At 72.5% G+C, this 24,494-nt stretch carries 18 protein-coding genes; 14 read left to right on the top strand and 4 right to left on the bottom strand.

The features are described from left to right. The first annotated feature begins 98 nt into the window (after window positions 1–98). The gene (locus tag Pta02_RS29610; protein ID WP_239131323.1) at window positions 99–3,476 is read left to right on the top strand and encodes an ATP-binding protein; all 3,378 of its coding nucleotides are present in this window, start codon (window positions 99–101) and stop codon (window positions 3,474–3,476) included. A 236-nt stretch (window positions 3,477–3,712) separates the two neighbouring features. Here the strand turns inward: Pta02_RS29610 and Pta02_RS29605 are convergent, their stop codons facing one another. Continuing rightward, window positions 3,713–4,240, bottom strand: a complete 528-nt coding sequence (locus tag Pta02_RS29605) for a hypothetical protein (protein ID WP_203878256.1) — start codon at window positions 4,238–4,240, stop codon at window positions 3,713–3,715. A 152-nt stretch (window positions 4,241–4,392) separates the two neighbouring features. On the opposite strand from Pta02_RS29605, the gene Pta02_RS29600 reads away from it, so the two are divergent. The 5 genes from Pta02_RS29600 to Pta02_RS29580 all read left to right on the top strand — a co-directional run bounded on the left by Pta02_RS29600 (window position 4,393) and on the right by Pta02_RS29580 (window position 10,483). After that, window positions 4,393–4,983: a DedA family protein gene (locus Pta02_RS29600; protein WP_203878255.1), complete on the top strand. Its 591-nt coding sequence runs from the start codon at window positions 4,393–4,395 to the stop codon at window positions 4,981–4,983. 201 nt (window positions 4,984–5,184) lie between these two features. Continuing rightward, window positions 5,185–6,072, top strand: coding sequence for a D-alanyl-D-alanine carboxypeptidase family protein (locus tag Pta02_RS29595; RefSeq protein ID WP_239131322.1), 888 nt, complete (start codon window positions 5,185–5,187; stop codon window positions 6,070–6,072). Window positions 6,073–6,261: 189 nt separating this feature from the next. Then, window positions 6,262–7,317 (top strand): hypothetical protein, encoded by a 1,056-nt coding sequence (locus Pta02_RS29590; protein ID WP_203878253.1) that lies wholly within the window; start codon window positions 6,262–6,264, stop codon window positions 7,315–7,317. 43 nt (window positions 7,318–7,360) lie between these two features. Beyond that, the gene (locus tag Pta02_RS29585) at window positions 7,361–7,684 is read left to right on the top strand and encodes a hypothetical protein (RefSeq protein WP_203878252.1); all 324 of its coding nucleotides are present in this window, start codon (window positions 7,361–7,363) and stop codon (window positions 7,682–7,684) included. 45 nt (window positions 7,685–7,729) lie between these two features. After that, window positions 7,730–10,483 carry a S8 family serine peptidase gene (locus Pta02_RS29580; protein WP_203878251.1) on the top strand — a complete coding sequence of 918 codons (2,754 nt, stop codon included), beginning with the start codon at window positions 7,730–7,732 and terminating at the stop codon, window positions 10,481–10,483. Window positions 10,484–10,595: 112 nt separating this feature from the next. Here the strand turns inward: Pta02_RS29580 and Pta02_RS29575 are convergent, their stop codons facing one another. The 3 genes from Pta02_RS29575 to Pta02_RS29565 all read right to left on the bottom strand — a co-directional run bounded on the left by Pta02_RS29575 (window position 10,596) and on the right by Pta02_RS29565 (window position 14,792). Then, window positions 10,596–13,019, bottom strand: a complete 2,424-nt coding sequence (locus Pta02_RS29575) for an AfsR/SARP family transcriptional regulator (protein WP_203878250.1) — start codon at window positions 13,017–13,019, stop codon at window positions 10,596–10,598. Window positions 13,020–13,168: 149 nt separating this feature from the next. After that, complete coding sequence (locus Pta02_RS29570; RefSeq protein ID WP_203878249.1) at window positions 13,169–14,026, bottom strand: TrmH family RNA methyltransferase; 858 nt, start codon at window positions 14,024–14,026, stop codon at window positions 13,169–13,171. After that, entirely contained in the window at window positions 14,019–14,792 is a 774-nt protein-coding gene (locus tag Pta02_RS29565) for a DUF4184 family protein (protein ID WP_203878248.1), read from the bottom strand. Before Pta02_RS29565 ends, Pta02_RS29570 begins: the two co-directional genes overlap by 8 nt. A gap of 250 nt (window positions 14,793–15,042) precedes the next feature. Here Pta02_RS29565 and Pta02_RS29560 point away from each other — a divergent pair, with 250 nt between their 5' ends. The 8 genes from Pta02_RS29560 (at window position 15,043) to Pta02_RS29525 (ending at window position 24,456) form a co-directional block, all read left to right on the top strand. Continuing rightward, entirely contained in the window at window positions 15,043–16,821 is a 1,779-nt protein-coding gene (locus tag Pta02_RS29560; protein WP_203878247.1) for a substrate-binding and VWA domain-containing protein, read from the top strand. 194 nt (window positions 16,822–17,015) lie between these two features. Next, entirely contained in the window at window positions 17,016–18,590 is a 1,575-nt protein-coding gene (locus tag Pta02_RS29555; protein WP_203878246.1) for a sigma factor-like helix-turn-helix DNA-binding protein, read from the top strand. A gap of 153 nt (window positions 18,591–18,743) precedes the next feature. After that, window positions 18,744–19,115, top strand: coding sequence for a hypothetical protein (locus Pta02_RS29550; RefSeq protein ID WP_203878245.1), 372 nt, complete (start codon window positions 18,744–18,746; stop codon window positions 19,113–19,115). After that, complete coding sequence (locus tag Pta02_RS29545; protein ID WP_203878244.1) at window positions 19,112–20,239, top strand: GNAT family N-acetyltransferase; 1,128 nt, start codon at window positions 19,112–19,114, stop codon at window positions 20,237–20,239. The genes Pta02_RS29550 and Pta02_RS29545 overlap by 4 nt, the downstream gene beginning before the upstream one ends. Window positions 20,240–20,403: 164 nt before the next feature. Further along, window positions 20,404–21,231 carry a glycosyltransferase family 2 protein gene (locus Pta02_RS29540; protein ID WP_203878243.1) on the top strand — a complete coding sequence of 276 codons (828 nt, stop codon included), beginning with the start codon at window positions 20,404–20,406 and terminating at the stop codon, window positions 21,229–21,231. A 2-nt stretch (window positions 21,232–21,233) separates the two neighbouring features. After that, window positions 21,234–22,175 (top strand): glycosyltransferase family 2 protein, encoded by a 942-nt coding sequence (locus Pta02_RS29535; protein WP_203878242.1) that lies wholly within the window; start codon window positions 21,234–21,236, stop codon window positions 22,173–22,175. Continuing rightward, window positions 22,172–22,975, top strand: a complete 804-nt coding sequence (locus Pta02_RS29530) for a polysaccharide deacetylase family protein (RefSeq protein ID WP_203878241.1) — start codon at window positions 22,172–22,174, stop codon at window positions 22,973–22,975. Before Pta02_RS29535 ends, Pta02_RS29530 begins: the two co-directional genes overlap by 4 nt. A 35-nt stretch (window positions 22,976–23,010) precedes the next feature. Beyond that, the gene (locus Pta02_RS29525; protein ID WP_203878240.1) at window positions 23,011–24,456 is read left to right on the top strand and encodes a lipopolysaccharide biosynthesis protein; all 1,446 of its coding nucleotides are present in this window, start codon (window positions 23,011–23,013) and stop codon (window positions 24,454–24,456) included. Window positions 24,457–24,494 lie beyond the last annotated feature (38 nt).

Raw genomic sequence — 24,494 nt, 5'->3', positions numbered from 1 at the left:
GGGTCTCCACTCAGGCGGAGATTCACGGGCACTCTGAGGGGTGCTCGCATCTGCCAGATTGGGAAAGACCTTGTGCGCGATTCGAAAGCACGCATACCGTGGCGGCTGACATGGTGGCGTTCCGGGTTCTCGGTCCGGTCGAGGCGCACTCCGGTGACGACGCGCTCGACCTGGGCGGGTTGCGGCAACGTGCCGTCCTCGCCCGTCTGCTCGTCGCCCGTGGACAGGTCGTCCCGGTCGACTCGCTCCTGTACGACCTGTGGGACGACGACGCCGCCAAGGGCGCGCAGTCGGGCCTGCAGGTCTACATCTCCCGCCTGCGCCGGGTCCTGGAGCCCGGCCGCCCGCGCGGGGGCCCCAACCGGCTGCTGGTGACCGTCGCCTCCGGCTACGCGCTCCGGATCGCTCCGGACCAGGTCGACGCGCTCCGTTTCGAGTCGCTGGTCCGGGCCGCCGGTGAGCAGCTGGACGCCGACGACCCCGGCTCCGCCCGGCTCGGCCTGGAGAAGGCGCTGGCCCTGTGGCGCGGCACGCCGTACTCCGACTTCGCCGACCAGCCGTGGGCCGAGGCCGAGGTGAACCGGCTGACCGAGCTGCGGCTGATCGCCCGTGAGCGGCACGCCGACACCGGCCTGCGCCTGGGCATGCCCGCCGAGGCGGTGCCCGACCTGGAGGCGCTGACCACCGAGCACCCGCTCCGCGAGGAGGGCTGGCGCCTGCTCGGGCTGGGCCTGTACCGCTGCGGGCGTCAGGGCGACGCCCTGGCCGCGCTGCGCAAGGCCCGCACGATCCTCGCCGACGAGCTGGGCATCGACCCCGGCCCCGCGCTGCGCAAGCTGGAGTCGGACATCCTGGCCCAGGACCCCGGCCTGCAGCTGCCCGTCGCCCCGCGGCAGCGCCCCGCGGTCGCGGCCGACACCTGGCCGCCCCGGCCCACCATGATCCCGGTGGAGCCGCCGCCGCTGGAGCCCGAGCCGTTCGTCGGCCGGGACGCCGAGCTCGACCGGCTGGTCTCCGCCGCGACCAGGACCAGCCGCTTCACCGTCGCGGTGATCAGCGGTGACGCGGGCGCGGGCAAGACCACGCTGGTGCGCCAGCTCACCAACCGGCTGTCGGCCGACGGCTGGGGCACCGCCTCCGGCGCCTGCCCCGACAGCAGCGCCACCCCGCCCGGCTGGGCGTGGGTGGAGATCCTGCGCACCCTGGTGGAGGTCACCGGCGCGGGCGAGTACGCCCCGCTGCTGGCCCCCCTGCTGGACGACGCGGCGCCCGTCCCCGACGACGACCAGGCCTCCGGCGGCTTCCGGCTGCACCGGGCGGTGGGCGGCTATCTCGCCTCGGTCGCCAGGGAGACCCCGATCCTGCTGACGCTGGAGGATCTGCACTGGGCCGACGACCAGACCCTCGCGCTGCTGCGCGCGCTGCCGAGCCTGCTGGCCGGCAGCCGGGTGCTGCTCCTGGTGACCTGCCGTGACAGCGAGCTGACCGACCAGCAGGCCGACGTGCTGGCCGCGCTGGCCCGGCTCGGACCGGTCCGGGTGGCCCTGTCCGGCCTCGACCCCAAGGCCGTGGCCGAGCTGGTCCGGGCGACCTGCGTGCGCGAGGTGGACCAGGAGGCGGTCGAGAGCATCGTCGAGCGCACCCGCGGCAACCCGTTCTTCGTCCGGGAGACCGTGCGCCTGCTCGACGCCGAGGCGGTCGGCGACCGCGCCACGGCCTCCGAGGTGCTCTCCGGGGTTCCCTCCGGCGTGCGCGACGTGCTGCGGCGGCGGATCTCCCGGCTGCCCGCGGCGGCCCAGCAGATCCTGCTGCAGGCCGCGGTGATCGGCCGCGACGTCGACGTGGACGTGCTGGTCGACGTGGCGGGCGACGAGGACGCCGTGGTCGACGCCGTGGAGGCGGCGCTGCTGGCGGGCCTGGTCACCGAGCCGGGCCCCGGCATGCTCCGCTTCGACCACGACCTGGTCCGCGACACGCTTTACTCCGACGCCTCCCGGCTGCGCCGCTCCCGGCTGCACGCCGCGGTGGCCGCGGTGATCGAGCGCCGCAACCCCTCCGACGTGGCCGCGCTGGCCCACCACTACGACGCGGCCGGGACCGCGGAGACCGCCGCCAAGGCGGTGCACTACGCGGGCCTGGCGGCCGAGCAGGCCGAGCGCCGCTTCGCCCACCGGGAGGCGGCCACGCTGTGGGAGCAGGCCATCGCGGCCTTCGACCGCTCCGGCGCCGCCCAGACCCCGGAGACCGTCCACGAGCGGCTGCTGCTGACGCTGCGGCTGATCAAGGCGCTGGCCCTGTGCGGCGACATGGCCGCGGCCCGGCGCCGGCGCCGCGAGGCGATGGAGGCCGCCAGGCCGCTGGGCAACCTGGAGCTCACCGCCCGGGTGGCCGCCTCGCTGGCCGTACCGCACAAGGGCATGGCCCGCGACTTCACCCGCACCGCGTGGGAGATCGTCGACGTCGCCGAGCAGGCCCTGGTCGAGCTGCCCTCCGCCGAGCAGTCGCTGCGGGCGAGCCTGCTGGCCACGCTCGCTCTGGAGCTGGAGGGCTCGGCCACCTCCCGCGGCGAGCAGGCCTCCCTGGAGGCCGAGGAGCTGGCCCGCAGGACCGGTGACCCCGCCCTGCTGGCGACCGCGCTGAGCGGGCGCCTGCGCCAGTCCTACGGCATCACGCCGGTCGGCGAGCGGGAGGTCATCGGCCGGGAGCTGCTGGAGGTCGGCGAGGCCAGCGGTCAGGTCGCCGTCCAGGCCCTGGCCCACCTGGTGCTGATGGAGTGCGCGGCCGCCTCGGGCGCGTTCGCCGAGGCCGACGCGCACGTCGCCGCCGCCGAGCAGCTCGCCCGGCAGTACGGCCTGCCCGCGCCGATGGCGGTGGGCGCCTGGTACGCCGGGCAGCGCCTGATGATCGCCGGTGACTTCGCCGGCGCCTCGCAGGCCTACAAGGAGGCGGCGCGGCTGACCGCCCGGGCCGGGATGCTCGAGGGCCGCCAGGACCTGCCGGTGATCACCACCTTCTGCCTGCACCTGGTCGACGGCAAGGCCGGGGAGATGGTGGAGCTGCTGGCCGAGGCCCACCAGCGCGGCGCCAAGTGGACCCTGGACGCCTACGCGGTCGCCCTGGCCTCGGCGGGGCACATGCGCGACGCGCGGGCCCTGCTGGCGGTCAAGACCCCGGTGCGTCCCGACTTCCTGTACGAGCTGGCGATGATCTGGCGCGCGCTGGCGGGCATGCTGCTCGACGACCGCGAGCGGATGGTCGAGGCCTACGACACGCTGAAGCCGTTCGCCGACCGGATCGCCGGCGCCGGCACCGGGGTGGTCGCGCTCTGGCCGGTCGCCCTGACGCTCGGCGACCTGGCGCTGCGGCTGGGCTTCGCCGACGCGGTCAAGCCGCACTACGAGAAGGCCCTGGAGGTGGCCCGGCGGGTCGGCGTGCCGCGCTGGGTCGAGGCGGCGCAGCGCTCGCTGAACGCCTGAGCGGACCGTCCCGGAACGCGGCTCCGCGAAAAGGCCGCGTCCCGGGACGGAGCATTGCGCCGGGGTGACGCCCGACCGGCCCCGGATGATCCGTCGGCCGATACTGCGCCCGACCGGCCCGGGTGGTCCGTCGGCCGGTCCGGCGCCCGCCCGGGCCGCACTCCCGGGCGGGCAGTCTTCAGGATGGTCACGGCCGGCCCGGCGAACGCGCCGGACCGGCCGTCAGGGCCACCGCCTCAGCAGCTGACCTGGAACTTCTCGCTGTCCACGACGCCCTGGTCGGTGATCGACAGCTTCACCCGGTACCAGCCGGGGTTGTCGACGATCCGGGGCTGCCACTCGACGACCCGGGTCCTGCCGGTGAAGCCGGAGTCGGCGGTCAGGTAGGTCCGCCACTTCTTGGCGGCCGGGCTCCAGCGCTCCAGGCTCCAGCCGTAGAAGACGATGTCCTGCGGGTCCTCGTTGTCGATCACGCTCTGCACCTTGTACGGCTTGTCGCACCCCTGGGCGGTGGCGACGACCGCGCTGACCGTGACGGTGCCGGACTTCAGGGCCTCGGTCGCGGGAACCGACAGCGCGTCCGACGACAGGTTGACCGTCTCCACGCGGGAGTCCGCCGCGTTCGCCCGGGCCTGGCCGGAGGCGTTCTCGGACGCCTCCACCCCCACGTACGCCCCGGCGAAGGCGAGAGTGGCGACCAGCAGCTTCACGACACTCGCGGTCCCGCTCGCCAGTACCGGCTTCACTCTGCTTCGCGGACTCATGGCACGCACCTTCCTTCGTCGTCCTAAGGTGTACGCCCGGTGAGTTGCTCAGTGCTTGCGGCCCGCTTGCAGGCATCCTGTAACCCAAAATGAGGTAAGGCTGCCCTAATATCGAGGAAACGGTAGAACGATCCTGGCGGTGGTGTTCGGTCATGCGACGTACGGCGGCTGCTGTCCCCGATCCCCTGTCCCCGGCGGTGTGGATCCTGTTCCTGGTCGGCATGGTCGGGCTGTTCGCCGCCTTCCAGGCCTACTACTGGATCGGCCACGTGCTCGGTCCCAGGATCTACGCCTCCCGCCTGGGCAGGAGGATCGGCGAGGAGCGGATCCTCAAGGCCGAGCGGTTCGTCGCGCGCTGGGGGGCCCTGTCGGTCTACGGGTGCTTCTGGGTGCCCGGCGTGCGGCACGCCCTGCCCTGGGTGGCCGGGGTGCTGAAGATCTCCTATCCCAAGTACCTCCTGGCCAGCGCGCTCGGCTGCCTGACCTGGTGCCCGGTGACGTACTTCGGCCTCTACTCGGTCATCTGGGGCTGGCTCGCCCTGGCCGGGCAGTCCCCCCTCACGGCCGCGGCGGTCGCGGCGGTCGCGGTCGCGGCGGTCGTCCTGCTGGTACGGCGCCGCCGCGCGCGCTCCCGCCGGGCGGATGTGAGCGGCCCGGTGAGCGAGGACGACACGGACGGTCCGGCGGTCTCCGAGGGACCGGTGACGGCCGAGACGACCCCGGCCTCGGGTACGCAGGGCTGATTTCCGGCTTTCCTCACCAGGCGCCACGGATGCCAAGGTTTCATTACCGGAATCGCTAGAAACCGCATATCAGCTCCTCCCCCTGTCACGATGATTCCCATGCATAACGGGGGAATTCGCCTGATCGCCTGTGCCGTCTTAGCCGCCCCGGCCCTCCTGGTCGCCGGACCGGCCGCACCCGCCGACGCCGCACCCGCCCACATGCCCACTCTGACCACGCCCGCCGTACCCGCCTCGGCTCCACCCGCCGCACCCGCCCTGACCGCGCCCGCCGTACCGGCGCTGACCGCCCGCGCCGGATATCTGATCGACGCCACCACCGGAACGGTCCACTACAGCCGCAACGCCACCACCCCGGTGCCGGTGGCCAGCCTGACGAAGATCATGACCGCCTACGTCGTGCTGCGCCGGGCCCGGCTGAACGACGTCGTCACGATCACGTCCGGGGACGTCAAGTACGCCAGGCGCAACGACGCCACCGACGCCTCGCTCCGCGCCGGGGAGCGGCTGACCGTCAGGGACCTGCTCTACGGCGTGATGCTGCCCTCCGGCGCTGACGCCACCCACGCCCTGGCCAGGGTCTACGGTCCCGGGCAGAAGCGGTTCACCGCCAAGATGAACGCCGTGGCCCGCGCCCTGGGCATGACCCGCACCCTCTACACCAACGCCGACGGGCTGCCCAAGCCGCGTGGCGGCCGTTCCACCCCCTTCGACCAGGCCAGGCTCGCCGCGGTCGCGCTGCGCGATCCCGTGCTGTCGGCCATCGTCTCCACCCGCAGGCACCTCGTGCCCAGGACGGCGGTGCACCGCGCCCACACCTGGACCAACACCAACAAGCTCGTCGGCACCGTTCCCGGCGTGCTGGGCGTCAAGACCGGCTACACCCGCGCCGCCGGTTACTGCCTGGCCTTCGCCGCCGCGCGCGAGGGTCACCTGCTGGTCGGCGTGGTGCTCGGCGACCGCACGTCCGAGCGCCGCTTCCGGTCCGCCAGGCGGCTGCTGGACTGGGGGGCCGGGCAGGCCACCGGGTACGGCGAGCAGAGCTCCGACTACGGAGCGGCCTCCGAGCCGGATCTGAGCGGGACCTGAGCGGGACCTGAGCGGCGGACGCCCGCGCCCCGGGCCGCGGCGCGGGCGTCCCACCAGGGCGGGAGGGACTTCTCAGCCAGAACTGAGTCCCGGCTCCGCCGCGGCCTGAGCGCCCGCTAAGCGCGCCGTGCCACGGTCGGGGGGACGCGGGAGGTCACCTCCCGCCCGGCTCCCGAAGGCGAGATTCCCATGACGATGAGCGAATCCTCCATGGCGCAGCGCTCCTCCGGCTCCACGACCCAGCAGCAGTACCCCGGCCCCCAGACCGGGGACCTCACCCAGGCCATCCTCGAGACCGGGGAGGACCAGGCGGTGGTGCAGGAGGTCGTCCAGGAGATCCGGGGCAAGCTCGAGCAGTACACCGAGATCTACCGCAGGAAGTACCGCGTCCTCACCGAGAGGGCGCAGCAGGCGCAGATGCGCCGGCAGGAGCAGGGCCACCAGCAGGGCCAGAGCCTCCAGGGGCAGGGCTACCAGCAGGGGCAGGGCGCCTACCAGCAGTCCCAGGGCATGCAGCAGGGCCAGGGTTACCAGCAGGGGCAGAGCTATCAGCAGGGGCAGGCGGGGCAGCAGTCGCAGCAGGGCCAGCAGGGCCAGTGGACGCAGCAGATCCAGCCGGGCCAGGTCTACCAGCAGGGCCGGCCGGGTCAGCAGGCCCAGGCGATGTACCGTCCCGGCTACCAGGAGTCCGGCATCTCTCCGGAGGAGACCACGCCGATCACCCCGCTGCCCGTCCCCTATCTCTGGTTCGACCTCATGGCCGTCGGCCCCTACCAGCGCGTCGTGCCGGGCGGCCCGCTCCAGCCGAGCCGCGTGATCCAGAGCGGGTACGAGGCCTACCTGTTCGCCGTGCTGTGGCGCAACCCGACCCCGCTGGCCGGCGGTCCCGCGGCCGCCGCGGTCATGGCGCCGCTGACCTACCAGATCAGGGGCCTGACCGTCGACCTCAACACGGTCTCGCAGGGCCCGGTGCTCTCCCTTCCCCCGGCGGCGTTCGGCCCGGGGTTCATCAACATCCTCCCCATGCGGATCCCCACGGTGCCGGCCCCCGCCGACGGCCGGCCCCGGCTGCTGGAGATCTACATCACGGTGGACGTCCTCGGTCCCGGCATCGGGCTGCCGCCCTTCGCGGGATTCGCGACCCGCTGGTTCCACCCGGACCTGCAGCCCGCCTTCCTCGGCGCGCCCGACATCCTTCCCGGGTTCGTCGAGGAGAGCCCCGTCCGCGTCATGGTCTACAGCTGACCGGGCCGGGGACCCGGCGGACGCCGGGCGCGGGGAGGCCACGGTGACCCGCGACTGGCGGGACAAGCTCGACGCCCGCGGCCGGCACCTGCTGTCCGGCGGGCGCCTCGCCGGGGCGGTCGAACTCCTCGTGCTCACCGACGGGCCGCCGGGTCCGGCGCAGCGGTCCGCGCTGGCGGAGGCGGGCTTCCACGCCCGCCCCGCCGGCGGAAGCGTTCTGCCGGGCCGGGTCGAGGGGGCCGCGGCGCTGCGGCGGGTGGCGGAGCTGCCCTTCGTGCTGCGGATCGAGCCGGCCCGCCGTGCCCATCCGGAGCGGCCGGGCCCGGAGGCGAACGCCGCGGACACCGGCGGGCACGACCGTCCCTAGGGACAGGAAGCGGAAACAGGCAGCGGGAACAGGCAGGGGAGCATCATGAGCACACTCGACGTCCGCCTCCGGCACCTCCTGCGCACGGTCGCCGAACGGCCGGACCGGCCGCGGGCCGTGGCGCCGCCGCCGGCCGAACGCGTCGGCTGGCGGCCCGGGGACGGCGCGGGGACGGTGGACGTGCTCGTCCGTGCCGCGGGCGCCGGATGGGGGGAGCTCGCGGAGGAGGTGTCCCCCCTGTCCCCGGCCCTGTCCCCGGAGAGGGGGAGCGGCCGGGGACAGGGATCAGCCTCCGGCACCGGACCGGAGGCCGCGACCGGCGCCGCACCGGAGACCGGGACCGGCGTGTACGCCGCCCGGGTGCCGCTCGACCGGCTCGAACGGCTGGCCGCGCACCCGGCGGTCGAGCGCGTCGAGGCCTCCCGCCTGATGTTCCCCGAGCTGAACGTCTCCCGGCCCGACGTCCGGGCCGAGGTGTTCATCGACGGCGAGACGGGACCCGTCCGCGGCAAGAGGACGATCGTCGCGATCATCGACTCGGGCATCGACTACACCCACCCCTCCTTCCGGCACGCCGACGGCAGCTCGCGCGTCCTGTACCTGTGGGACCAGGCCGCGCCGGCCGCATCCGGCGGCTCCGTCCCCTACGGCGCGGAGTACCTCAAGACGGACCTCGACAAGGCGCTGGCCGACGCCGACCCCCTGCAGGTGGTGCCGCACCGGGACGACGAGACCGGCCACGGCACGCACGTGGCCGGCATCGCCGCCGGTGACGAGAGCGGCTTCGGCGGGGACTACTCGGGGATCGCGCCGGAGGCGGACCTCGTCGTCGTGGCCCTGGCCGGGGAGCCCGGCGTCTCGCTGGGCCGCTCCGCCCAGCTGGTCGAGGCGGTGGACTACGCCGTACGGCGGGCGGAGGGGCATCCGGTCGCCGTCACCATCAGCCAGGGCATGAACGGCGGCGGCCACTGCGGCGAGACGCTCGTGGAGCGGGCGCTGGACGACCTCGCCCGGCGTCCCGGCGTGGCGATCGTGAAGTCCGCCGGCAACGAGCGGCGATGGGACGTCCACGCCGGGGGCGTGATCGGCCAGGGCGAGACGGTCTCCCTCGACGTGCTCGTCCGGCCGGGCGACCGGCAGGACGACATCATCGAGATCTGGTTCCCCGGAGGGGACCGCCTCGACGTCGCCGTCGTGCCGCCGACCGGGTCCGCCTCCGCGGCCGTCGCCCCCGGGCAGCTGCGGCTGTTCACCACCGACCGCGGCGACCTGGTCACGATCGACAGCGAGGAGGACTCGGCCGGGACCGGCGACACCTCGACCACGGTCATCCTGACCGCCGGGGACGCGGCGGGACTCGAGGCCGGCCTGTGGCGCCTGGTCCTGTACGGCGACGCCGTACACGACGGCCGCTACGACGCGTGGATCGAGCGGGCGCCCAGGACCGGGCCCGGGGCCGCCGAGCAGAGCCGCTTCGCCCCGGGCTCCGCCGACCCGTCCCGTACGATCTCCGTCCCCGGCACCGCCCGCCGCGTGATCACGGTGGCCTCCTACATGATCCGGCCCTCGGGCGCGTTCGACCCCGCCTCCCTGGGCGGGCTGTCGGACTTCAGCAGCGCGGGCCCCACCCGGTTCGGCGACCGCAAGCCCGACCTGGCGGCCCCCGGTGAGATCATCACCTCCGCCCGGTGCCGGAACAGCGCCCGTCTCCCCCAGCCGGACGGCGGCCACACCCTGATGGCGGGCACCAGCATGGCCGCCCCGCACGTCTGCGGAGCGGCGGCGCTCATCCTGTCCCAGCGGCCGGAGCTCACCGGCGAGCAGGTCGGGCAGATCCTCACGCGGTCCGCGCGCCGGGACGGCCCGAGCGCCGCCGCGCCCGACGACGCGTGGGGCGCGGGCAAGCTGGACGCCGCCTCGGCCGTGGCCCTGGCCCGGACGGCCGCCTTCCCCCGGATCCTGGAGGCCGGCGTCACGGGCTCCACGCTCACCTGGGAGACCGACACGGACACGACCTGGAGCGTCCGCTACCACACCGTGCCGGGACGGCTCCTGCTCGGCAGGGCGCTCGGCGAGCGGACCGGGACCTCCCCCGGCAGACGGCACCGGGTGGACCTGTCGGCGCTCGGCCCCGGTGTCTACGCGTGCGAGATCGTGGTCTTCTCCCCCGACGGGTTCTGGACCCGCGACGACGACGCGGGCCGGTCCCACCTCGTCCCCGTCGGCGTCCCCCTCGGTGCCCCCACCGGTGCCCCCACCGGTGCCCCCGCCGGTGTCCCCGCCGGTGTCGCGGAATCCGGCGAGCGGGCACCGCAGGCGGACGTCGTCCCCGCCGGCGCGCCGATCGCGCAGAGCGCGCCGGACGGCGGCCCCGGCGACGACCTGAAGCTGATCAAGGGGATCGGGCCCAAGGCCGCCGACCTGCTGCGCGAGGCGGGGATCATCCGTTTCGCGGACCTGGCCGCCCGGTCCGCCGAGGAGGTGGCCTCGCTCACCGAGGGCATCGGCATCGGACCCGAGAAGATCGTCAGGCAGGACTGGCTCGGCCAGGCCGCGGCGCTCGCCGCCGCGGAGGCGGACCGGCCCGCCGCCTCCGCCCCGCCCGGGCGCGTCCACCGCCAGTCGTTCACCCTGGCGATCACGGTGGACGCGCGGACGCGGGAGGCGCTGGCCTGCGAGGTGTCGCACCACCAGACCGGCGACGCCAGGAGCGTCCGGGGCTGGGACCTCGGCGAGATCCTCGCCTTCATCGAGGAGCGCGGCGATCTGCGCCTGGGAGAGGGCCCCGGCGGAACGTGATCCGGGGCGGAGACCGGCGGGGACGTCCGGGCGGGCGGCCCCGCCGGTCTCCGCCGGAGCGCGACCCACCGGTCCCGGCCGGTCGGAGCGCGCAGCCCGCCGGCCCCGCCGGTCAGATCGCCCGGTGCCGGAGCACGGCCTCGTACAGGCGGTCCGTCTCGGGATCCGGTGTCATGCCGAGGACCGCGTCGAGCTCCCGCCTGCACAGCTCGTACTGCGCGGCCGCCCGGTGCGGCTGGTTCTGCCGGGCGTAACACCGCATCAGGAGGCGGTGCGCCTCCTCCCGGCAGGGGTCGCGCACCAGGAGGCGGCGGCAGGCGTCGGCGCACGCCGCGTACGCTCCCGCCTCCAGATAGAGACCGGCCAGGCTCTCCGTCAGGTCGAGATGGGCCGCGCTCAGCCGCTCGCGTTCCGGCATCACCCAGGTCACGTACGGCGAGTCCTCCAGCAGCTCGCCGGAGTACAGCGCGAGGGCCGCCTCGTGACGGCCGATCGCCCCCTCCAGGTCACCCGCCCGCCGGAGCCTGATCGCCTCGGCGCGCCCGGCCATGAACTCCTCGGTGTCCAGCCGGACGTCGAGACCCGCGGCCAGGGAGTAGCCCTCCCGCTCGTAGACGACCACCGGCGAACCGGTGACCTTCCTGAGATCGCCGCGCAGGCCGTACAGCACCGCGTTGAGACGGTTGCGCGCCGACGACTCGGGGACCCCGGGCCAGAAGACGTCGGCCAGAGCGTCCCGCCGTACCGGCTTGGGATGCCGCAGCAGGAGGTATTCGAGGACCGCCCGGCCCAGATGCCCCGACCAGCCCGTCACCTGACGCCCCCCGATCGTCACCCGCAGGCCGCCCAGCAACCGCGCCCGCATGACGGCTCCCCCACCGGCGCCCCCACCGGCGCCCCCGTCGACGCCGCCTTCAGCGCTGCCTTCAGCGCTGCCTTCAGGGCCGCCTTCGGTGCCGCCTTCGGTGCCCTCGTCCGGCCTCACGACCGGCCCGGCGTACGGGATCGCCTCCCCGGTCCACGCCGGGGACGCGGCCCGGTCCGTACGGGAGGGGAGGTCGCAGGGCAGGCTCGCCGCCTCGGCCACCCGCAGGAGCAGGCGCATGCGCCGTTCCGTCGAGCGGGTCCACCGGGCGCGCCGGGCGAGGCGGAGGGCGTGGGCGAGGTGCCCGGGCACACTCCGCCCGCTCTTGGCCGTGAGCTGACGGGCCCGTTTCCCGGCGGCCAGGGCCGCCCCGAACCTGCCGTTCATCAGCGCCGCACGGACCTCGTTCCACAGCGCCCCGCCGTCCTGCCCCGCCGTGTCCCGGACCGTGTCCCGGTTCAGCTCCGCCAGGACCGGATGGCGGTCGAGGACCGAGCGGGGGATCCCGGTCAGGCAGTGTCCGAGGAGGCCGGGCCGCCCGCCGGACCCGAGCTCCCCGGCCGCCTCCGCCACCAGGGCCGCGCCGATCTCGAAGGCGCCCGCGCCCAGGCAGAGGTCGACCGCCTCCTCATAGGCGCGCGCTCCCTCAAGCTCTCCCACCAGCCGGGTCAGCCGGTCCCGGAAGGCCTCGTCCCCGCGCACCCTGATCGCGCGGAGCGCGGTGGCCCACAGGGGCTGCATGCGGTACCAGCCGCCGGAGAGCGGTTGCCACCACGGCTCGCGCTCGGGGTCGCGGAGCGCGGGGCGCAGGGCGGGCAGCCCGCCGTGGGCGTAACCCAGGCGCGCCGCCAGGACGACGGCGTGCAGCCGTACGGCGTCGGCCCCGTGCAGGAGTCTCGTGCAGATCCCGGCGATGAGGCCGTCGAGGTCGGCCGCGCGCCAGACGCACGTCTCCAGGGCGTCGCCGTCGCGACCCCGCAGCGCCCGCAGGACGGAGTCGACGACGGCCGCCCTGCCGCCGGTCACCTCGACGAGCCGGGCGACGCTCTCCCCGGGCACGGAGCAGCCGAGCTGCCCGGCGGCCTCCATCGCCGCCGGGATCCCGACCGCCAGGTCCGCGGCCCCGGTCCCGCTCCCGCCCAGACGTGAGACCAGAACCAGCTCCTCCCCCACCACCGGCCTCGCGGACCGGTCCAGGGCCCATCCCACCGCCGGCTGGATGACCGCGGTGCCGGTCCGCGGCGCATCCCGTACGGCATCGCCCCGTACGGCACCACCCCGTACGGCATCGGCCCACGCCGCGCCCGCCGCCCCGCCCGCCCGCGCCGTGTCCGGCACACCGCCGCTCCACGCGCCGTCGGGCGCCTCGCCGGTCTCCGCGGCGTCCGGCGCGTCACCGGCCGGCGCCGGGTCCGGTGCGGAGCCGCCCGGGGACGGAGGGCTCGCCGCGACGAGCCTGGTCAGACCGGCGGGCTCGATCTCGTGGGGCTCGGGCCGGATCCACCGGAGCCGGGGGTCCCGGTCGAGGAGGTCGGCGGCCAGCCGCGCCTCGACGAGGTAGCCCTCCGGGGCGACGATGTCGTGCCGTGCTCCGCAGGCCGGTCCCTCCAGCACGACCTGGACCGGCCAGCGCAGTTCCGGGAGCGGCACGGCCACCTTGCCGAGAAGCATGCCGGACCTCCAGACGAGAATCGCGACGCTGAGATGTCCCGTCCCGCACCGGCGCGACCGCCCGCCTTCCCGGGCGCCCCGCGGCGGCCGACCTTCGAATCTAGCCCCCGCCGCCGGGCCGTACCTCGGGAACCGACCTAGGGATTCCCCTAAGCCCGCTCCTGGGCGCCGCGCATCAGGCCGTGGCAGGCGATGGCCGCGGCCGCCACCACGTTGAGGGAGTCGACGCCCAGATCCATGGCGGCCGGGCTCATCGGGATGCACACGGACTCATCGGCCTCGTGCAGCCAGCGGGAGGAGAGCCCGTCCCCCTCCGAGCCCAGCAGCAGCGCCACCCGCTCCCCCATGGCGGCCTCGTCCAGCGGGACGGAGGACTGGTCGGGGGTGAGCGCCAGCGTCCGGAAGCCCGCGGCGCGCAGCTCCGCCAGGCCGTCGTACCAGTTGGTCATCCGCGCGTACGGGATCGCGAAGACCGCGCCCATGGAGACCTTCACCGCCCTGCGGTAGAGGGGGTCGGCGCAGCGGGGCGAGAGGATCACGGCCTCGACGCCCAGGGCGGCGGCGCAACGGAAGATCGCACCCACGTTGCCGTGGTCGACGAGGTCCTCCAGGACCAGGACGCGCCGGGGCGCCGCCCCGTCCGCCTTTCCGCCGTCCTCCGGAGGAACGCCCGCCCCGCGCAGGATCTCCGTCACCGGGGGCAGCGCCCGCCGTTCCATCGAGGCCAGCGCGCCGCGGTGCACGGGGAACCCGGCGACGGCGTCCATGACCTCCTCGTCCACCACGTGGACGCGGTCGCCGAGCCCGTCGAGGACGTCGGCCAGGGAGGTCACCCAGCGGCGGGTCAGCAGCACCGAGCGGACCGGGTAGCCGGCGGCGACCGCCCGGCGGATCACCTTCTCGCCCTCGGCGATGAAGAGGCCGTGCTCGGCCTCCAGGCTCTTGCGGAGCTCGACGTCGCGCAGGTTGGCGTAGTCGGCCAGGCCGGGATGCGGGGCGTTAGACACCTTCGAATACTGTCACGGTCTTCCTGAACCGCCACGTCACGGCGTAGGCGAGCAGCCCGAGGGAGCAGCCGGCCATCGCCCCGGCGCCCAGCCGGGTGACCACGGCGGAGGGGCTGTCCGGCGGGAACAGCAGCGGCCAGGCCGCCGCCCCCAGCAGGGTCGCGACCACGGTCGCCGCCAGGACCCGGCGCCGGGTCCGGCCGGACATGGCCAGGCGGGCGGGCACCGGCCGGGGCTCCATGCGGATCAGCCGCCGCCGGGCCCACCAGATCACGACGGCCAGGCCCGCGAGCGTGGACAGGTACTGGAGCACGCGGAACACCGGCAGCAGCCCGGCCACCCGGGCGTCCAGCCACTGCCACCCCCAGACGGCCGAGCTGTAGGAGTGGGTGAAGGAGTCCCAGGCCATGTGGGTGAACGCCCCGGCGACGCCTCCGGCGAGCACGGCCGGCAGGCGGCGCACGCCGTACCGGCCGGGGGCCAGATCGGCCGCGCGACCGGCCAGGGAGGCGGGCAGCAGCGCGGTCAGCGGCTCACGCAGGAGGCCGTGGAAGCCGACCATGAGCAGCACGACGGCCACCGGCACCAGGGTCAGCACGCCCGCCACCGAGTGCCAGATCCGGTAGTCGGGCAGGAACGGCAGGAAGATGGGCAGGTCAGGCGCCATCGCACCCAGCGTCAGCGCCCACGGATCGAGCAGGCGGCGCATCCGCTCCGAGGAGACGAGCGGCAGCACAGCGGCGATGTGACTGGGCGTGAACGGCACGGCTTCCCCCCGGTCCGGCGACTGGTCCCCCGAGGCAGCCTACGTGGCGGGGAATCCCGTGACGTGTACGGCCATACCTGTCTCAGCTCATGAGACACAGGCATTCACTACCGCTACGTAGAGTGATAACAGCACCAAAAGAGGTGTTTTGCCACACTAAGCGTTCCCAGTACAGTTCCGTGAATATTGCGGTTTACCTCTGGATAGGGTGACCCGCTAGCTTCATGACATCGACACCGAAGAGGGCATCGTGGGCGGACGGCACCGGACAGATGAACTCGACGACGGCTACACCTCATACAACGAGCCGGCCCGCCGTCGACGGAACGGGGGGCGGGGCAAGGTACTGGTCCCGCTGGCGGGATCGGTCGCCCTGGCCGTGCTGCTCGGAGTCGCCGCCTTCGTGATCATCAACCGGGACCGGGGGTGCTCCGGGGACCCGGTCGCGCTCCGGGTCACCGCCTCGCCCGACATCCAGCCCGCCCTGGCGAAGATCGCCGACCGGTTCAACAAGGCCGGCCACGAGGTCGACGGCGGGTGCGCGAGCGTCAAGGTGAGCAAGGCCGCCTCGGCGACGGTGGCCGCCGGGCTGGGCGGCAACGGCGGCAAGGTCGGCGCGATGGACCTGTGGATCCCGGACTCGTCCCTGTGGGTGACCGGCCTGCGCGCGAAGAACCCGGCCGTGCCCGCCGCCTCCGGCTCCGTCGCCCAGTCCCCCGTGGTCATGGTGGCCGCCGGATCGATGGTGTCGAACCTGAAGAAGAGCTTCGGCGAGGCGAGCTGGAGCGGCATGATCAACGCCACGAACGCGGCCAACGTCGACGGCCCCGGCCGCAAGGTGCGCGTGCTCGCGCTGGACCCCTCGCTCAACGCCGCCGGGCTGGGCGCGCTGCTGGCCGCCTCCGGGGTGGCCACCGCCGCGGGCGTCGGCGAGGAGCAGCTGGTCGGCGCGATGAAGACGCTGTCCGGCTCGACGGTCAAGGACCAGGAGGCCCTGCTGGCCAGCCTGGGGGTCAAGGGACGCCGCACCCCGCTGGGGATCTCCTCCGAGCAGGGCGTCTGGGCGTTCAACACCGGCAAGAAGCCCGAGGTCCCGGCCGTGCCGCTCTATCCGGCCGAGGGCACCTTCGTCCTGGACTATCCCGTGGTGGTCATGTCCCGCGACGAGGGCACGCGCAAGGTCGCCGAGGAGTTCGCCAAGGAGCTCGGCACCGACGCCGCCAAGACCACCCTGCGCGACCAGGGCTTCCGCACCCCCGACGGCAAGGGCGGCAAGGCGATCTCCGACACGGGCGGTTTCCAGGCCAAGGCCCCGCAGGCGCTGGAGGTGCCCGACGCCAAGACCGTCGCGCGGTTGTCGCAGTCGTGGTCGCGGCTCAACCTCGGCACCCGGCTCGTCACCCTGCTGGACGTCTCCGGCACCATGGCGCTGCCGGTGCCCGGCACCGGCCTGACCCGGATGCAGGCGATCTCCAAGATCGCCCTTGAGGGCATGCAGCTGTTCCCCACCAACAGCGAGATGGGCCTGTGGGAGTTCTCGACCCACCTCGACGGCCAGGGCGTGGACTACCGCGAGGCGGTCCCGGTCGGCCCGCTGACCGAGAACGTGGAGGGCGTGCTCCGGCGGGACCTGATCAGGCAGAAGCTGTCGACGGTCCAGGCCAAGGCGACCGGCGACACCGGTCTCAACGACACCCTCGCCGCCGCCTACAAGAAGATGAAGGACACCTACAAGAGCGACAAGATCAACACGATCCTCATCCTGACGGACGGCGCCGGCAACGACGACCCCGACGGCGGGATGAGCAACAAGGAGATCGTGAACTTCCTCAAGCAGGAGTTCGACCCGGAGAAGCCGGTCAGCATCATCCTCATCGCCTACAGCCCCGACGCGGCCGGCGGCAAGCGGCAGATGGACGCGCTGGCCAAGGCGACCCACGGCGACGCCTACATCGCCACGGAGATCCTCCAGATCCGCAAGTTCTTCCTGGAGGGCATGAAGCGCCGCCTCTGCTCGCCCAACTGCTGATCCCAACCGCCGATCTTCGTCACTCCCGTCTCCTCTGGACGGCCGGTGCCCCACGGGCACCGGCCGTTTCAGTTTTCCCAGCTCATGCCAGGTCGGCATATCAGGACAACCCCTAATGAATCAGTGGCGTCCCACGCGTGTGGGGTCTCGGGCATGGCCCGTGAACGCAACCGTCCTACGGGGAGGAAAAGTCCGTGCCCGGATGGCCGACCGTCGGCCGAGCCGACGACCAACGACTCGTGGAGGCGCTCAGGCACGCCGACACGCAGGCGCCCGCGAGCCTCTACGACGCCTACGCCGAACGCCTGACCGACTACGCCGGCTCACTGCTGGCCGACCGGGACGGCGCCGCGGAGGCGGTGCACGACGCCCTGGTCACCGCGCAGGGATGCATAGACCGGTTGCGCGACGCCGGGCGCCTGCGCCCCTGGCTGTACGCCCTCACCCGCTTCCGCTGCACGATCCGCCCCCAGGGCGAAGGGGGGACGACGCCCTTACCCTCCCCGGAAGGCCACGACGACCCTCAGGAGCGAGAACTCGCCTGGCTGGTGTACGAGACCCTGGCCGAGCTGAGCGGGCCGGAGCGGGAGATTCTGGAGCTCTCCCTCCGGCACGGCCTGGGCGCCGGCGAGGTCGCCGCGGTCGTCGGGCTGACCTCCCGGCAGGTCACGACGCGGCTCGGCCGGGCCCGCGACCACGTGGAGAACGCCGCCGCCGCGGTCGTGCTCGCCAGGGTCGGCCGGGCGCACTGCCCCGACCTGTCGGCGATGGTGGACTCGCTGGAGGGGCCGCTCCCTCAGATGCTGCGCAGGCGGCTGTCGGGCCACATCGCCCGGTGCGAGGTCTGCATCGAACGCCGGGACCGGCACGTCTCGGCCGGCCGGCTGCTCGACCTGGTTCCGGTGATCTTCCCGCCGCTCTCCCTGCGCCGGCGCGTCATCGAGACGTGCGTGAACCCCTCCCTCGACGCGACCAGGGCCGCCGTCGTCGAGGCGGGCGACCGCTTCGACCGGTCGGGCTTCCCCGTCGTGACCGCCCGGCCCTCCCGCGAGTCCGGGCCGCGCCGCGCGGCCCGGCGCAAGCGGACCAAGCGCAGCGTCCCGATGGTCGTGGCCGCGGTGGGCCTGCTGGCGGCCACCGGAGGCATGATCGCCCTCACCGGTCAGGACATCGGCTCCGGCTCGACCGGCCTGGCCGAGGCCGCGCCCGAGCCCGTACCGCCGACGATCACCTTCGAGCCCGGCCCCGAGACGACCTCGCCGCAGGAGGCGACGCCGGAGGACACCCCGCGAGCCGAGCCCACCCCGGAGCCGGTCCCCTCGGTGACGCCCTCCGCCGTGCCCGCCCCCGGCCCGGCCCGGCGTACGGTGCCCCAGCGGTCCCGCCCCGCGCGCACCGCCGCCCCCCGCCCCGCCGCCCGGCTGGCCGTCGCGTGCCCCTCGGACATCAGCCAGGGAGCGGGGCAGATCCGGATCACCGCGCGCAACGCCGCCCTCGACTGGTCGGCGGCCACGTCAGGGGGGTTGATCGTCCAGCCACGGCGGGGACGGCTCAAGGCTGGTGCGACAGGAGTGATTTGGGTCACTTATTCTGACAACGGGAACAACGGCTCCGGACGGGTCTCGTTCCGGTCCGCGGGCGGCGACCCGAGCTGCACGATCATGTGGGAAAGCCCAGAACCAACGGCTTCCGAGCCCGATCCGGACCCCGTCCCCACCCCCTCGGAGAGCCTCTCGCCGGAGTCGACGCCGGCCCCGGAGACGTCTTGACCTTTTGACCACAGCTTGGATGCGGGACAGACATCTCTTTGCAATCAGGTAAACCATGGACAGATGCCAGACGTCGCCATTGACGTTGATGCGCGCCGGTTGGTCACATGAGGTGGCCACCAGCCGTCTACCTGTCCGTCCGGGGAGCCAGAGATGCCGATCGACCGTCGAGTGTTCACGTGGATACTCGCCGTTGCCTGCATTTCCGGGGCGGTTTTGACCCTGGCGGGTGTCGATACACCCCTTCGTCTGGTTTTGACTCCCATGTTCCTTCTGGTGGTTCCCGGGGCGGCAGTCATGGGACTGTTGCGTGATCGTGACCCTCTTGCGGCACTATCAGTGGGGGCGGCGGCAAGTCTCGTTGTAAACGTTCTACTTGCCACCGCCATGCTTTCTTTTGACGCGTGGTCCCCCAGGGCGGGAGTGGCCACCATCGCTGTACTGAGCGGCTTCATCTACGTGCTGCGTGTTTTGTACCGGGGGAGCGAGAGCTTGCAGACCGAACAGGGGGCCAGGTCAAGGTGAACATCAGCATCGTTCGCCCGGGGGACCTCGGCGAGACCGAGATCTCCCGCTGGCGGGACCTGCAGGGAGCCGACGCCTCCCTGGACAATCCGTTTCTGTCCGTGGAGTTCGCGCTGGCCATGGGGCGGCTTCGCGACTACGTCCGCGTCGCCGTCGTCGAGGACGGCGACAAGATCGTGGGGTTCTTCCCCTACGAGCGGCACAACTTCGGCATCGGCAAGCCGCTGGGCGGGTTCCTCACCACGTGCCACGGGCTGATCTCGGTCCCGGACCTGAAGGTGGACCTGCGCGCGCTGCTGCGCGCGTGCAAGCTCTCGGTCTTCGACTTCGACCACATGGTCGCGGGTCAGCCGACCTTCGAGGCGCACCAGACCGATGTGCGGCCCGCGCCGATCATGGATCTCAGCGTCGGCTTCGACGCCTACATCGAGCAGGTTCGCGCCAACTCTCCCAAGAACTACAAGACTGTCCGTTACAAAGAGCGCAAGCTCGGCCGTGAGCAGGGCGAGCTGCGCTTCGAGTGGGACTCCGCCGACGGCGGAGCGCTGCGTCAGCTGATGCAGTGGAAGTCGGACCAGTACCGCCGCACCGGCCGGGTGGACCGCTTCGCCCAGCCGTGGATCGTCCAGCTGCTGGACGAGATGCACGCCGAGAGGTCGAGCACCTTCTCCGGCGTGCTGACCATGGTCTACGCCGGCGACACGCCGGTCGCGGGACATTTCGGTCTCCGTACGGCCGACACCCTGGTGGGTTGGTTCCCCGCTTACGACACCGAGTTCGCCCGTTATTCACCAGGGATCGTGCACCACCTGCTGATGGCGGAGCACGCGGCGAACGCGGGCCTGCGCCAGGTCGACATGGGCAAGGGCGGCCGCGAATACAAGGGCTGGCTAAAGACGGGTGATCTTTTCGTCGCCGAAGGGCGCGTCTCCCGCCCGTCGCCGACGGCGGCCGTTCACTGGATGGGTCGGGCACCTGTCAACAAAGCACGCACCATCGTGACCGACCGCCCTGAACTGTATCGACTGGCTGATCGTGTGCTGAAAGGTTTCGGCCGGATGCGCACCTCCGTCCAGAACCAATCGCCCGCCACCGTCGTCAAGGAACCATGGGGGGCCGGTTAGGCCCCTCGACTCGTCCCAGTACCTCAGCAGCTCATTCCGCCAGGACCCTTCATGCATCCTCACCCGCATTCGCCACTTCCCTCGATCGTCTCGATCGTGCACGGCTCCGGGTCCGTCTGGCAGCCACCCATGACGACCGACCGTTCGGAAGGACACCTGTAATCATGAGTCCCGACATCACCAAGCACTCGGCCAAGCCTCCGCTGCGGTCGATGCCTCCCATTGAGCGCTTCACCCCGCTCACCCCTCACATGGCCATTTCCCCTACGGTCAGCGTGGTCGTCCCGGCCATGAACGAGGCGGAGAACCTTCCGCACGTTTTCGCCACGCTGCCGCAGTGGATCGACGAGATCGTCCTGGTGGACGGCAACTCGGTGGACGACACCGTCGCCGTCGCCAAGCGGCTGCGGCCGAACGTCCGGGTGGTCACCCAGACGGGCAAGGGCAAGGGTGACGCGCTGGCCGCCGGGTTCGCCGCCTGCACCAGCGACATCATCGTGATGATCGACGCCGACGGGTCCACCGACGGCCGGGAGATCATCCAGTTCGTGGGCGCGCTGGTCACCGGCGCCGACTTCGTCAAGGGTTCGCGTTACGCGACCGGCGGCGGCAGCGACGACCTCACCTTCACGCGCACGTTCGGCAACAAGGTGCTCACCGGGCTGGTCAACAAGATCTACGGCACGCAGTACACCGACCTCTGCTACGGATACAACGCCTTCTGGGCGCGTCACCTTGACGCTCTGAACGTCGACTGCGCGGGCTTCGAGGTCGAGACCCTGATGAACATCAGGGCCGCCAAGGCCGGGTTGAAGATCCAGGAGGTCCCCAGCCACGAGCGCTGCCGGATCCACGGGGAGAGCAACCTCCACGCGGTCCGGGACGGCATCCGCGTGCTGAAGACCATCATCAAGGAGTGGCGCGTCAAGCCGGCCGCCGTGCTGCCCGAGCCCCAGACCGCCGCCCCGGCCGCCGACCAGGGCGCCGCCTAGTCATGAAGACCAGTGTCGTCATCTGCGTCTACACCGAGGAGCGCTGGGAGGACATCCGGGAGGCCGTGGCATCGGTCGAGGGCCAGACGCGCAAGCCGCACGAGATCATTCTGGTCGTCGACTACAACCCCGACCTGCACCTGATGCTCAAGCGCGAGTATCCCAACGCGATCGTGGTGGAGAACGCGCACGAGAAGGGGCTGTCCGGTGGCAAGAACACCGGTGCGGCGACCGCCTCGGGCGACATCGTGGCCTATCTGGACGACGACGCGGTGGCCGAGCCCGGTTGGCTGGAAGCTTTGGAGGAGGGCTTCCAGGATCCGTCCGTCGTGGGGGTGGGCGGGTACACCGGGCCGCTGTGGGCGACGGGCCGTCGCCCGCGCTGGTTTCCGCGCGAGTTCGACTGGACCGTGGGGTGCTCCTACGAGGGCATGCCCACGGTCCGGGCACCGATCCGCAACGTCATGGGGGGTAACGCCGCCTTCCGCAGGGAGGTCGTGGCGGGGGTCGGCGGGTTCCACACCGGGATCGGCCGCAGCGTCCAGGGCCGCAAGCCGCGGCCCCTGGGCTGCGAGGAGACCGAGTTCTGCATCCGGCTCTCCCAGCGCAGGCCCGGCTCGGTGATGCTCTTCGAGCCGGCCGCGGTGATCGGCCACAAGGTCTCGGCCGCGCGCTCCCGGTTCTCGTACTTCCGGTCCCGGTGCTACGCCGAGGGCCTGTCCAAGGCTCTGGTCACCCAGAGCGTCGGCGCCGGCGACGGTCTCGCGAGCGAGCGGGCGCACGCGCTGAAGGCGCTGCCGCTGGGGGCGCTGCGAGGGGTCGGGGAGGCGCTGCGCGGCGACCCGTCCGGCCTGGGCAGGGCCGCCGCGATCGTGATCGGCCTGGCCTGGACCACCTGGGGTTATGTTGTCGGTTCTCTCCGCCTGAAGCTGGGGCAGTCATGATCCGCGTGCCCATCCTGATGTACCACTCGGTCTCCGACAAGCCGACCGCCGAGACCAAGCCGCTGGCCGTACGGCCCTCGGCCTTCGGCGAGCAGCTCTCCTATCTCAAGGAGAGCGGCTTCACGCCGCTGACGGTGGCCGACCTGGTGGCCTCGCTGCACCGCAACAACGGGCGCTCCATCCCGGAGCGCCCGATCGTGGTGACCTTCGACGACGGCTACGAGGACTTCCACTCTGAGGCCATGCCCCTGCTGGAGCGGCACGACTTTCCCGCGACGCTGTTCCTGACCAGCGGCTGGGTGAGCGACGCGGGCAAGGACGCGGCCGGCCGTCCGCTGGACAGGACGCTGGCCTGGAACCAGGTCCGCGAGGCCGTCTCCTGCGGCATCGAGATCGCCGGGCACAGCCACAGCCATCCGCAGCTCGACCAGCTGCCCGACGACCAGCTCCGGCAGGAGCTGCGCCGCAACAAGGCCCTGCTGGAGGACAAGCTCGGCACCCCGGTCACCACGATGGCCTATCCGTACGGCTACTCCAGCGCGCGCGTCCGGCGCGAGGTGCGCCGGGCCGGATACTGGGCCGCCTGCGCGGTGAACAACGCCATCGCCGCCGACCGGCACGACGTGCTCGCCATGCCGAGGCTGACCGTCACCGACGCCACCTCCATGACGATGTTCCGCCGGGCCGTCGAGGGCGACCGGGTCCCGCTGATCTACATGAGGGAGCGCGTGCTGACGAAGGGCTACGCCGTCATCAGGCGCACCAGATACGGCTTGCGCAAAGTCCGCGGACTCGCGTGAGCGACACGTCTGCGGACGTGAGGGGAGGCAAGGACATGAGCGAACTCGACGAGCGGACGATCCCGAACGGTGCGTTCGCGGACGCGGGCTCCGAGCGCTTCGACGGGGCCGCCGCGCCCGCGGGCACGGGATCGGCCACCCTTCACGAGGACGTGGCCGCGCAGACGGCGGCGCGGCCGACGGGACTGTGGAGCAAGCTGGTCCGCGACCTGCGCAACCCGCTGTTCCGCAACGGTTACGCGCTCATGGCCAACACCGCCATCACCGCCGTACTGGGCATGGGCTACTGGTGGCTCGCCGCGAAGCTGTACGACCCGGCCGACTTCGGCCACGGACAGGCCGTGATCACCGCGATGCGGCTGTTCGCCTCGCTGACGGCGCTGGGCTTCGTGGGGGCGCTGGCCAGGTTCATCCCGCTGGCCGGGCGCCGCACGCCGGAGCTCATCGTCCGGGCCTACGTGATCGCCGGGGCCACCGGCGTGACGGCGGCGGTCGGATTCCTGCTCACGCTGCCGTGGTGGGGGCCGACCTACGCCTCCCTGGGCGGTTTCGGCCAGGGACTGTTCTTCCTGGCCTCGGTGCTGGTCTGGTCGGTGTTCACCCTCCAGGACGTGACCCTGGCCGGTCTGCGCAAGGCCACCTGGGTCCCGGTCAACAGCCTCGGCTACGGCCTGGTCAAGATGGTCATGCTGGTGGGGCTGGCGTTCGCGCTGCCCGACGACGGCATCTTCGTCTCCTGGATCATCCCGGCGGCGATGGCGCTGATCCCGATCAACATCTTCATCTTCGGGAAGGTCGTCCCCCGGCACGTCAAGGAGACCAAGACCACCTCCGCGCCGCCCGGGCTCCCCGAGATCGGGCGGTTCCTGGCCGGCGACTATCCGGGCACGTTCTCGATCCTGGCGATCGTCTATCTGATCCCGGTGCTGATCGCCGCCCAGGTGGACGAGGTGACGTTCGGCTACTTCTCGATGGCCCACACGCTGGGGTGCCTGATCGAGCTGCTGGCGATGAACATGGCCACCTCGCTCACCGTCGAGGGCTCCTTCGACAGGGACGCGCTGGCGGCGAACTCGCGCCGGGCGCTCCGCCGGGCCTTCATGATCATCATTCCGATCGTGATCGTGACGATCGCCGCCGGGCCGTTCATCCTGCGTGTCTTCGGCGACGGGTTCGCCGATCGGGGTACCTTGCTGCTTCAGCTGATGGCTCTGGCGGTGCTGCCCCGGGTGCTCATCGAGATCTATCTCAGCGGCCTGCGGGCCCGCGGGCAGGCTCGCAAGCTGGCGCTCGTCCAGATCGGACTGGCCGTCCTCGTGCTCGTCAGCACGATGCTGCTCTTCCCCCATCTGGGCGTGAACGCGGTGGGGTACGCGCTGCTGCTGAGTGAGCTCGCGGTGGCCGCTCTGATCGTCAATGGACTACGCAAAATGCTCAATTATGGCAAAACTTCACAATCATCCGTCGCATCGGGGTCCTGACAGCCCCCATGATGTTAGACGTGAGTCAATCGGCAGGT

The sequence above is a fragment of the Paraplanobispora takensis genome (genome assembly GCF_016863195.1).
Taxonomy (GTDB): Bacteria; Actinomycetota; Actinomycetes; order Streptosporangiales; family Streptosporangiaceae; genus Planobispora; species Planobispora takensis.
Note: the sequence above shows the minus strand (reverse complement) of the source record. Positions and strands in the feature narration are given on the sequence as shown.